The following is a 9,860-nucleotide window of genomic DNA, read 5'->3' as shown; positions in this document are numbered from 1 at the left end:
TTACGCGGCAGATTTACAGTCTGCTCCCTTTGGCCACTCGGGAACCCCTCCAACGAAAGATTTTTATACTTAACAAGAGTTTTCCCAACGACCTTGCCAAGTTCGGAGCGAATAATAGCAAACTTCGTTTTTCTGTAAAGCACTTTTCTTTGTTTTTTGGTTTGAATGGTGGGTTTTTCGTCAAAAAGGGGTAAAAAGCATCGTTTTTGAACAAAATCATAAAAAAAGAGTCATACCGAAGTAATTGTTTTTACAGTTTATTGCACCATCTTTACATTCATTGACGAACAAAATCACTTTCCCTTGCTAAACTAGCGTCAGTAAGTAATTTCAATAATTCAAATAATAAGTATTAATATGAATCAAACTAAGTCTATTACTCTTGCTCTTTTATTAGCATGCACTTTATCAACACCTTCTTATGCTAAAAAATCGAGAGGAAATCAAGCGGTTGCTGTTGTCTCTGAAGAGGTCGCAACCCATGAAATATCTCAATCATTATCATTAATTGGTAAATTAGAAGCGGCGGAGTCCGTTATTATTTCACCAGAGGTCTCAGGAAAAATTGACCGTATAGCAATTAAAGCCAACCAAGAGGTGAAAAAGGGGCAGCTTTTAATTCAACTCAATGATGATAAAGCCAGTGCTGCGATAAAAGAGGCACGTGCTTATTTGAATGATGAAAAACGTAAATTAAAAGAATTTCAACGCTTAGCAAAGAAAAATGCAATTACACAAACTGAAATCGACGGTCAAAAATCGAGTGTTGATATTGCACAAGCACGTTTAGATGCCGCTAATGCGAATTTGGCCGACCTTCATATATCCGCACCATTTGCTGGCACGGTAGGTTTTGTTGATTTTAGTCGCGGTAAAATGGTGAGTGCAGGAACAGAGCTACTAACACTAGATAATCTGTCGTTGATGCAATTAGATTTACAAGTACCTGAACGTTACCTTTCAATGCTATCAAAAGGTATGAAGGTTGATGCAAAGAGCCAAGCATGGGGGAATACGGTATTTTCAGGAAAAGTTGTCGGTATTGATTCTCGTATTAATGCAGAAACGTTGAATTTACGTATTCGTATTGAATTTCCAAATAATGATTTAAAAATGAAACCTGGAATGTTAATGGCGGCAGAGTTAGATTTTCCTGCAATTAATGCCCCAATTATTCCAGTACAAGCATTAGAGTATTCTGGTACCAAACGATATGTGTATGTGATTAGTGAAGATAATAAAGTAACGCGTACTGAGGTGACATTAGGTGCCCGTGTTGAAAACCGTGTTGTTATTAATAGTGGTTTAGAGATTGGACAAGATATTGTCGTGCAAGGCTTAGTGAATATGCGTGATGGTGTATCGGTAAAACAGCTTGATCAAGCACCGAAAGCTGAAACCATTAAACCTGAATCAGAAGGACAATAATCATGTGGTTATCTGATATCTCTGTAAAAAGGCCAGTTGTTGCCATTGTTTTAAGTTTATTGTTGTGTGTGTTTGGTGCCGTTTCTTTTAGTAAATTAGCCGTACGTGAAATGCCTGATATTGAAAGCCCTGTGGTTTCGATCAGCACTCGTTATGAAGGGGCTTCTGCTACGATCATTGAAAGTCAGATCACAACAGTATTAGAAGATCAGCTTTCAGGCATTAGTGGTATTGATGAAATTGAATCAACCACTCGTAACAGTATGTCACGTATTACGATTACCTTTGATTTAGGCTATGACTTAAATACGGGTGTGAGTGATGTTCGTGATGCGGTGGCTCGTGCTCAACGAAGTTTACCTGATGAAGCGGATGATCCGATTGTCTTTAAAAATAATGGCAGCGGCGAAGCATCGTTATACATTAATTTAAGTTCAAGCGTGATGGATAGAACCGAGCTAACCGATTACACCGAGCGTGTATTGGTTGACCGATTCAGTTTGATTAGCGGTGTAAGCTCGGTTGATATTTCGGGTGGCTTGTACAAAGTAATGTACGTCAAATTAAAACCAGATTTAATGGCTGGGCGAGGCGTTATTGCTTCTGATATTACCGCAGCACTGCGTTCAGAGAATATCGAAAGTCCGGGCGGTGAAGTGCGCAATGATGCGATCGTGATGTCGGTACGTACTGAGCGTTTGTATAACCAAGCCGAAGACTTTAATTATCTGGTAGTAAAAACCGCCAGTGATGGAACCTCTATTTATCTAAAAGATGTCGCGGATGTATTTATTGGTGCAGAAAACGAAAATTCAACCTTTAAAAGTGATGGTGTTGTTAACGTTAGTATGGGGATTGTTCCACAGTCGGATGCAAACCCGTTAGATGTAGCGAATTTAGTCCATGAAGAAGTGGCTAAAATTCAGCAGTTTCTACCTGAAGGTACTCGTTTAGCCATTGATTATGACTCTACCGTGTTTATTGATCGCTCGATTTCTGAGGTGTACAGCACACTCTTTATTACGGGTGGGTTGGTTATCTTGGTGCTTTATATCTTTATTGGTCAAGCACGAGCAACGTTAATTCCGGCAGTCACCGTACCTGTTTCTTTAATTTCCTCTTTTATGGCGGCGTATTACTTTGGATTTTCGATCAACCTTATTACCTTGATGGCATTGATATTGTCGATTGGTTTGGTGGTCGATGATGCGATCGTGGTGGTTGAAAATATCTTCCATCACTTAGAAAAAGGAGAGTCGCCACTTTTAGCTGCCTATAAAGGCACAAGAGAAGTGGGCTTTGCTGTAATAGCAACGACCTTAGTTCTGGTAATGGTATTCTTGCCGATCTCATTTATGGATGGCATGGTCGGCTTATTATTTACTGAGTTCTCCGTATTGCTTGCCATGTCGGTCTTATTCTCATCACTGATCGCCTTGACGTTGACACCAGTGTTAGGCAGTAAGATTTTAAAAGCCAATGTAAAACTAAATCGATTTAATATATTTGTGGATAAATTATTCGCAGGCCTAGAGCGCGGTTACCGTAAATCGGTGAGCAAAGCGGTAGCTTGGCGTTTATTAGCTCCAGTTATCATTTTGGCCTGTATTGGCGGTAGTTACGGGCTAATGCAGCAAGTTCCATCACAATTAACACCGCAAGAAGACCGTGGTGTACTGTTTGCGTTTGTTCGTGGTGCTGATGCCACCAGTTATAACCGAATGAGTTCGAACATGGATATTGTTGAAGAGAGACTGATGCCATTGCTTGGTAAAGGGTTCTTAAAATCATTCAGTATTCAATCACCGGCGTTTGGTGGTAATGCAGGCGACCAGACTGGCTTTGTTATCATGATCTTAGAAGATTGGGCAGACAGAGATCTGACGGCTCAAGAAGGGTTAGGCTTGATACGTAAAACCTTAGTTGATATCCCTGATGTTCGTGTATTCCCTATGATGCCAGGCTTTAGTGGTGGTTCAAGTGAACCTGTACAATTTGTACTTGGCGGTTCAGATTATAAAGAGCTACAAAAGTGGGGCGATGTATTAAAAGAAGAAGCGAATAATAGTCCATTGATGGAAGGTGCAGACATTAATTATTCTGAAAAAACACCAGAGTTAGTTGTGTCAGTTGATCGCAATCGTGCTGCAGAGTTAGGTATTAAGATCTCTGATATTTCAGATACCCTTGAGATCATGCTTGGTGGTAAGAGTGAAACAACGTATGTGGATCGTGGAGAAGAGTACGATGTGTATTTACGAGGTGATGAAAATAGCTTCAATAATGCCGCGGATCTTAGCCTAATTTATATGAGAACAGCCACGGGCGAACTAGTGACACTTGATACCGTGACGAAGATTAATGAGGTGGCTTCAGCAATCCGTTTGTCACACACCAATAAACAGAAATCGATTACGTTAACTGCCAATTTAAAAGATGGTGCAACACTGGGTGACGCGTTGGATTATTTAGATGCGAAAGCGATTGAAATCTTACCTAGTGATATTTCAGTAGCTTATACTGGTGAGTCAAAAGACTTTAAAGAAAACCAATCGAGTATTTTGGTAGTATTTGGATTAGCGTTACTGGTTGCTTATCTTGTTCTTGCGGCACAATTTGAAAGCTTTATTAACCCAATGGTGGTGATGTTTACCGTTCCTATGGGGGTATTCGGTGGTTTCTTAGGGCTAGTGATTATGGGTCAAGGACTGAATATTTATAGCCAAATAGGTATGATCATGTTGATCGGAATGGTAACCAAAAACGGGATCTTGATTGTTGAGTTTGCGAATCAGTTGCGGGATCGAGGTGTAGAGTTAGAGCAAGCGATTATTGATGCTTCAGCTCGTCGTTTACGTCCTATTTTAATGACGGCATTTACGACATTAGCAGGTGCTATTCCATTGATAATGTCTACGGGTGCGGGCTATGAAAGCCGAGTGGCGGTAGGTACGGTTATCTTCTTTGGTATGGCGTTTGCCACCCTAGTTACCTTGTTTGTTATTCCTGCAATGTACCGATTAATTTCAGGAAGCACGCATTCTCCTGGTCATGTAGAAGCGTTATTAAATAAAGAATTAGACCATGATATTACAGGGCGTATTTCGCATTAGTATTGAAATGATAATTCGATAAAAAGAAAGGCTATTACTTAATGCTAAGTGATGGCCTTTTTTTTAATCAAATAGTTATACTTACAGCTTAGCGTTTAAATCAGCCATTACCGCGTCTTTATTTTTTAAATAGTCATCTAGACCATTCTTACGTAAGTCACACGATGGGCAATCACCACAGCCGTCACCAATCACACCGTTATAGCAGGTTAGTGTTTGATTACGAACATAATCTAATTTTCCATATTTATCAGCCAGTGCCCACGTTTCAGCTTTGTTTAGCCACATTAATGGCGTATCAATTCGTAGTTTACGATCCATGCCTAAGACGAGAGATTGGTTAATAGACTTTACAAACTCATCGCGACAATCAGGGTAGCCTGAAAAATCAGTTTCACACACACCAGTAATTACTGATTCTGCGCCCAATTGATAGGCATAAATACCAGCAAGGGTTAAGAAAAGAATATTACGACCAGGAACAAACGAATTTGGTAGGCCATTTTCTTGCAGTTCGTGAGAAACAGGAATGTTATCACGAGTTAATGAGCTGGCAGCCAGTTCATTTAATAAGCCGACATCCATTACTTTATGAGAAGCAGCACCGAGCTCTAGTGCCACTTTTTTAGCGACTTCAATTTCTTGATTATGACGCTGGCCGTAATCAAAAGTAATACAATGAACATGGTCATATTGAGTCAGTGCTTGAATTAAACAGGTAGTGGAGTCTTGACCGCCACTAAATACAACAATTGCTGTAGACATAAGGTAATGAATCTCAGTAGGATTATTTATTGGCTATTGTAGTAAAAAAGCCACCGATGATCGATGGCTTTTATCGTTATTCCCAATGGGTATAATCTTAGCTGGACGTTATTATTTTATCGGTTAGTTATAATTGACCTGTTTTCTCAAAACGAGCTAATTGCTCTAAACATGGGGTTAAATCACCCGCTGTGCTACCAGAAGAAGACTCTACTATAGGTGTGTTTGGGCCAATCCAGCCATTAGACATAGCATAAAGGAAAAGAGATCGCGCTCAACGGTGTTTTAGATATAAATCAATACCATCAAGCATAGGCAGATCAAGCTTGATTAAGTGTGTATTGGCAGAGCGTTGATAATTTACCTCTGCTTAATGAGAAAAATTTTGCTATATTTATTGTATATTTTTAATAAAAGAGAAAAATATTCTCTATTGGTGGTTTTATGGGAAAGTATGAGCTAGATAAGGTAGATAAAACCTTACTTTCTTTATTGCAACATGATTGTACGGTGTCATTACAAGAGATGGCTGAAGCTGTTAATTTGACTACAACACCTTGTTGGAAGCGATTAAAGCGGTTAGAAGAAGAAGGGGTCATTGAAAAGAAAGTGGCCTTACTTAACCCTGAAAAATTAGGGTTGAGCTTTAATGCGTTTGTATTGATTAAAACATCAAACCATTCTCAAGAGTGGTATAACCAATTTGTTAATACGGTGTCTGATTTTCCTGAAGTCATGGAATTTTATCGTATGGCTGGTGAATACGATTATATGATGAAGGTACTTGCTGAGGATATGAAGTCATTTGATGCGTTTTACAAAAAACTAGTGAATAGCGTTGATGGGATATCGAATGTGACGAGTACCTTTGCTATGGAGCCACTAAAGTACACGACTGAATTGCCTTTATAGTTTTAAAGTTAACGAAGCAGGTCGATTCTAGACCTGCATCGCTTGTCATTCTAGTTCTATTTTTTCCTCATTCTCATCACGCCTTCCTGCATTGCAGAAGCGACAAGCTCACCTTTTTGGTTGAATACTTCACCTCGAACTAAGCCTCTTGAACTGCTCGCATTGGTACTTTCAATTGAATACAGTAACCATTCATCCATTTTGAAAGGGCGATGGAACCACATTGAGTGATCGATCGTTGCAACTTGGAAGTGGGGAGTTAATAAGCTGACTTCATGCGGATGAAGTGCTGTTGGAAGAAATCCCCAATCGGACGCATAAGCCAATAAATACTGATGAATTAACTGATCATCAGGTAGGTCACCATTGGCTTTTATCCATAAGTGTTGTGTGGGTGCTGCTTTTCTTGGCGCTAAAGGGTTTACGATATTAACAGGGCGAACTTCAATGGGCTTTTCACCACAAAAAATCTTTTGCACAGCTGGAGGGAGTACATGCTTGATGGCTTCGGCAAGTTGTGTTTCTGAAGCAAAGTTTTCAGGTCCAGCGATCTCTGGCATGCTTGATTGGTGTTCAAACCCCGGCTCATCACCATGATAAGACGCCGTTAAATAGAAAATAGGACGACCATTTTGAATCGCTTTTACACGACGAGTACTAAAGCTTCGTCCGTCTCGTAGGTTTTCTACATCATAAATAATGGCTTTTTCTGGATCACCAGGGTAAAGAAAGTAACTATGAAAAGAGTGTACCGTTCTTGTATTATCAACTGTATAGCGAGCTGCTGAGAGGGCTTGACCAATGACTTGTCCACCATAGACTTGAGGTAAACCAAGGTTTTCACTTTGCCCTCTAAATAAGCCTTGCTCTAATTGTTCGAGCTGCAATAGTGTTAATAATTCGTTTAATGGTTTATTCATGTTATAGCCTTAATTCTTCTGACGTTATAACTCTATTGTGAGATAGATTCAGATTGAGTTCAACAAGTTAAATAAAATGTTAATTTGGTCAGAATAACATCAGGACGGTGTGGTTTTTTTCTCGTTGAGTTAGTTTTCTGTCAAAGATAGAATGGATAGGAAGACAGAGCTATCTAATAGGTTTATATTTATAATGTTTTTATTAGCTAAATAAATATATAAAAGAGAGTATAAAATGAAAAAATCATTATTGGTTGCTTTGTCTGTGGCTACAGGGATGACAATGGTTGGCTGTAATTCAACAGATAAAGCTGAAAAAGAAACAGTGAAGCAAGAAGTGGTTGTACAAGAAGAGGTCGTTCAAAGTAATGCGGCAAATACAGACGTTATTGAAGTTGCGGAAACGCAAGTAGTGACGGGCAGTGTTGGCTACCGTGAGCGTATCGCTTTACCTGCAAATGCGGTAATTACGGTTACATTATCTGATGTTTCTTTGGCTGATGCACCATCAAAAACAATCACAGAAGAAACATTTGAAGCGGGAGAGAAGTCATCACCATTTGATTATTCTTTAGCATTCAATACGGCAGATATTCAACCAAATCGTACGTATGCAGTTCGCGCAACGATTAAGGTTGACGGTAAATTACGCTTCACTACCGATACAAGCTATACCGTTATCACTGATGAAGAAAAAACACTAAACCAAGATTTATTGCTTAAAGGTGTTCGTCAATAATATTGATTAAACGTTAATATAAATAAGTGGTTGTGCTTAATGCATAACTACTTGTTTAAAATGTAAAATTATTACATCCTCATGAATAACAATTTATTCTTCCTCAAGTTTTTCTTTTTGATCTTCAAATCTATCTTTTTGCAATGAAATCTTCCCCTCAGAATTTATGACTCGATTAAAATAACGGCCTTATTTTAGAAAGGTGAGGTGAGTCAGTGATAAAGCGCGATATTGCCGCTAAACTGAGATAGTAGCAAAGTAAACAATCCTGTACCAAGGAGGGAAGGTGATGTTATTAGCTGTGTTATCTATTTTATTAAGTTTTGTACTTGTTGTCATCGGTGTAATGGCGTTTGGTATTAGTGGTGGAGATCTACCTTTACTGGCGTTAGCCATTCCGATGCTCTGGCTCATTCCTCAAGGGGGAGTAGCTACTTGGATATTGCTTGCTGGAATCTCTTTATTTGGTTTAACGCTAGGAACTCAGCCTTTATCGTTGTCAATTGCAGTTTGGACACTCTTTCCATTACTCATGGTTATTTTTTCTCGACGTAAAAGTATTCATTTAATTATTTTTATTATTTCAGTTGTGGTGGCAATGGAAGCCGGGATCATGGCTTTGCAATACGAAGGGAAACTTGCTGGCAGTGCGTATTCGACTTTACTGCAAATTTGCAGCGTTGTTCTGGTTTGGATTGCAGCAAGAAGTTGGAAGCCAGTTAATCGCAATGCGTGGTGGCCATTAGTATTGGTTATTCCTTTATGGATAGGGGGACTGCAACACGCCGCTTTAGTTGCTTTGTCTATTACAGGATTAATTGTATGTTTGCAGAGTGTGGGGCGTTCTAAATATAGTGATTGGTTGCCTATGATGTCGTGGTTACTACCCGTTATAGGGTTTAGTACCTTAATTGTATCTCCAAAATTTGAAGTGCCTACTTCTATTATGGTGTCTTGGTTGATGATTTTACTGATAGGTTGGGTTACTGACTTTATGATGCAGGTAGATGATGAGCCTATTGATTAAACCGCTAGAATTAGTAATATGTTGCACCTCCTAGCGAGAGTAGGACTTGCAACATATTATTGTAAAGATACTTTACATGAAAGCGTTAATAGAACTTACAATTGTTCTCTTAATGTATTTCGTGTATCAGCAGATACCACAGACCAGTGCGTCCCTTTAATTGCCCCTTCAAGTGACCATAAAAGTTCATCGCTAACATTATTTGAATGAGTCTGTTGAATTGCTTTAAAAGCATTGACTGAACCTGTATTACGAAGTTCTTCCACGGTACAAATCCCCGCTTTTTTAAGCATTCTTTCTGTTGCCAATCGTAGATTAGGTAAATCTTTTATCCGTGATGGCACTGCGGTTTGCTGTTTTTCTTTATCGTTTTTCGCTACATCTAATGCAATAACAGCCTGAAGTAAGATAGCATCAGGTGCTTCCCAAGATTCTGGTGAAATAGCAAAATATTTGGTTACAACAGGGAACCCGCGTTTTTTATAAACATAAGGTTCAGAGCCTTGTTCTTTGAATAAATTGATGGTTTCGTTACTTGCTCTTAAATGAAGCTTATCTTGCACGACAAGCGCAAACATAGTGCTGTCGATAAAGACACCAAAGCCGCCAAACATTGAACGTGAAGATATCTTTCCAAGAGAGGAAAGAAGACGAAGTGAATCTCTTAGTACTGGCTTATCCATTGTATTAATTCTCGGTTAGTAAGTTTATGTCACTAAACAACTGAGCCCGAGGAAATAGTAGCAAGCTCACAGCAGGCTATTGTTATTTTAATGTAAAAAATAACAATGCTTGATAAAATGACTTGCGATCGGCAACCCCGCTACCTTATATAAATACGTAGGCCGGAAGCTTTGCGTCCTGAGCTTTCGCGCAGTTTGCCCTGTTTGTGACTTTGTATTGATAATATAGTAATCAATAGCAAAGTCAGAGCTTTAATTTCAAAAATGTGATCT

Annotated in this window: 9 protein-coding genes, 1 pseudogene and 1 riboswitch; of the genes and pseudogenes, 6 read left to right on the top strand and 4 right to left on the bottom strand. The window is 39.1% G+C overall.

The window, feature by feature from the left end:
• From Q1K78_RS16065 to vexH, 3 genes are all read left to right on the top strand, one after another.
• The coding region (locus tag Q1K78_RS16065) for a hypothetical protein (protein ID WP_300181179.1) at positions 1–194 on the top strand (194 nt) is incomplete at its 5' end.
• Between the two features lie 163 nt (positions 195–357).
• On the top strand, positions 358–1,428 hold the full coding sequence (locus Q1K78_RS16060; protein WP_300181176.1) for an efflux RND transporter periplasmic adaptor subunit: 1,071 nt from the start codon (positions 358–360) through the stop codon (positions 1,426–1,428).
• A 2-nt stretch (positions 1,429–1,430) separates the two neighbouring features.
• Positions 1,431–4,541 (top strand): vibriobactin export RND transporter permease subunit VexH, encoded by a 3,111-nt coding sequence (gene vexH / locus Q1K78_RS16055; protein WP_300181173.1) that lies wholly within the window; start codon positions 1,431–1,433, stop codon positions 4,539–4,541.
• A gap of 81 nt (positions 4,542–4,622) precedes the next feature.
• Here vexH and queC read toward each other — a convergent pair whose 3' ends face one another.
• Entirely contained in the window at positions 4,623–5,306 is a 684-nt protein-coding gene (gene queC / locus Q1K78_RS16050) for a 7-cyano-7-deazaguanine synthase QueC (RefSeq protein ID WP_300181170.1), read from the bottom strand.
• A 187-nt stretch (positions 5,307–5,493) separates the two neighbouring features.
• A pseudogene (locus Q1K78_RS16045) lies at positions 5,494–5,673 on the bottom strand (PLP-dependent cysteine synthase family protein); the annotation flags it as partial.
• Between the two features lie 77 nt (positions 5,674–5,750).
• On the opposite strand from Q1K78_RS16045, the gene Q1K78_RS16040 reads away from it, so the two are divergent.
• On the top strand, positions 5,751–6,218 hold the full coding sequence (locus tag Q1K78_RS16040) for an Lrp/AsnC family transcriptional regulator (protein ID WP_300181167.1): 468 nt from the start codon (positions 5,751–5,753) through the stop codon (positions 6,216–6,218).
• A gap of 56 nt (positions 6,219–6,274) precedes the next feature.
• On the opposite strand, the gene tesB is transcribed toward Q1K78_RS16040, so the two are convergent.
• A complete protein-coding gene (gene tesB, locus Q1K78_RS16035) occupies positions 6,275–7,138 on the bottom strand; it encodes an acyl-CoA thioesterase II (protein ID WP_300181164.1) in 864 nt (287 codons plus the stop codon).
• Between the two features lie 235 nt (positions 7,139–7,373).
• Here tesB and Q1K78_RS16030 point away from each other — a divergent pair, with 235 nt between their 5' ends.
• Together Q1K78_RS16030 and Q1K78_RS16025 are read left to right on the top strand one after the other, a co-directional pair.
• Positions 7,374–7,877, top strand: coding sequence for a YbaY family lipoprotein (locus Q1K78_RS16030; RefSeq protein WP_300181161.1), 504 nt, complete (start codon positions 7,374–7,376; stop codon positions 7,875–7,877).
• Between the two features lie 289 nt (positions 7,878–8,166).
• A complete protein-coding gene (locus tag Q1K78_RS16025; protein WP_300181181.1) occupies positions 8,167–8,904 on the top strand; it encodes a hypothetical protein in 738 nt (245 codons plus the stop codon).
• A gap of 95 nt (positions 8,905–8,999) precedes the next feature.
• Here the strand turns inward: Q1K78_RS16025 and Q1K78_RS16020 are convergent, their stop codons facing one another.
• Entirely contained in the window at positions 9,000–9,587 is a 588-nt protein-coding gene (locus Q1K78_RS16020) for a TfoX/Sxy family DNA transformation protein (RefSeq protein ID WP_300181159.1), read from the bottom strand.
• A 127-nt stretch (positions 9,588–9,714) separates the two neighbouring features.
• Positions 9,715–9,797: riboswitch (cyclic di-GMP riboswitch) on the bottom strand.
• Positions 9,798–9,860: the final 63 nt, after the last annotated feature.

Source organism: uncultured Aliivibrio sp. (assembly GCF_946479765.1).
Classification (GTDB): Bacteria; Pseudomonadota; Gammaproteobacteria; order Enterobacterales; family Vibrionaceae; genus Aliivibrio.
This window is presented reverse-complemented; position numbering and strand designations above follow the sequence as displayed.

What these genes read in the sequence shown, in the direction of transcription:
- Q1K78_RS16030 (WP_300181161.1), top strand. Translation starts at nt 7,374, where the DNA reads ATGAAAAAATCATTATTGGTTGCTTTGTCTGTGGCTACAGGGATGACA.
- Q1K78_RS16025 (WP_300181181.1), top strand. Translation starts at nt 8,167, where the DNA reads ATGTTATTAGCTGTGTTATCTATTTTATTAAGTTTTGTACTTGTTGTC.
- Q1K78_RS16040 (WP_300181167.1), top strand. Translation starts at nt 5,751, where the DNA reads ATGGGAAAGTATGAGCTAGATAAGGTAGATAAAACCTTACTTTCTTTA.
- Q1K78_RS16060 (WP_300181176.1), top strand. Translation starts at nt 358, where the DNA reads ATGAATCAAACTAAGTCTATTACTCTTGCTCTTTTATTAGCATGCACT.
- queC (WP_300181170.1), bottom strand. Translation starts at nt 5,306, where the DNA reads ATGTCTACAGCAATTGTTGTATTTAGTGGCGGTCAAGACTCCACTACC.
- tesB (WP_300181164.1), bottom strand. Translation starts at nt 7,138, where the DNA reads ATGAATAAACCATTAAACGAATTATTAACACTATTGCAGCTCGAACAA.
- Q1K78_RS16020 (WP_300181159.1), bottom strand. Translation starts at nt 9,587, where the DNA reads ATGGATAAGCCAGTACTAAGAGATTCACTTCGTCTTCTTTCCTCTCTT.
- vexH (WP_300181173.1), top strand. Translation starts at nt 1,431, where the DNA reads ATGTGGTTATCTGATATCTCTGTAAAAAGGCCAGTTGTTGCCATTGTT.